Origin of the sequence: Geobacillus sp. ZGt-1, from assembly GCF_001026865.1 — a bacterium.
Lineage (GTDB): Bacteria > Bacillota > Bacilli > Bacillales > Anoxybacillaceae > Geobacillus > Geobacillus thermoleovorans.
Window position 1 is genome coordinate 1 of sequence record NZ_LDPD01000174.1, and the last position, 436, is coordinate 436.

At 44.0% G+C, this 436-nt stretch carries 1 pseudogene; it reads right to left on the minus strand.

Annotation, left to right across the window (positions count from 1 at the left end):
• Positions 1 to 242: 242 nt before the first annotated feature.
• Positions 243 to 436: pseudogene (locus VU18_RS20930) on the minus strand (hypothetical protein); the annotation flags it as partial.

Genomic DNA, 436 nt, shown 5'->3' on the forward strand with positions numbered 1-436 from the left:
GATAAACACCAAAAATGTACTGTCCAAATCGCTGAAACCCTTGATAAATCAAGGATCTTGACCCCTCCTAAAATATATAAAGATTTAAAAGATATAAATACTAAAAGTATATAAAAGCAACAAAAAGGGGGCTGCCGCTCAATATACACAAGGGTTTAATATATCTTGCTGTGCTGAAGAGGAAAAACAAACAAGGTCTCCTAGGCCTTGTACGGCCCGTATGAGACGCTTTTTTTGATGGGTTAATAGTTTTCTACCCCCCAAGCTTCAAAACGCCAAAATAAGCCGTTTAACGACGTTTTACGGCAATATTTGATTTTCTTCCGCGGCGGTGCTTTGATCGGCCTCTTGATCTTGCTTCGCACGGCCGTGGACAGCGGAAGGTTCTGGATCGCAAGCGACTTCTTCGAGTGGCTGAGCGCCGGGCTTCCCCAGG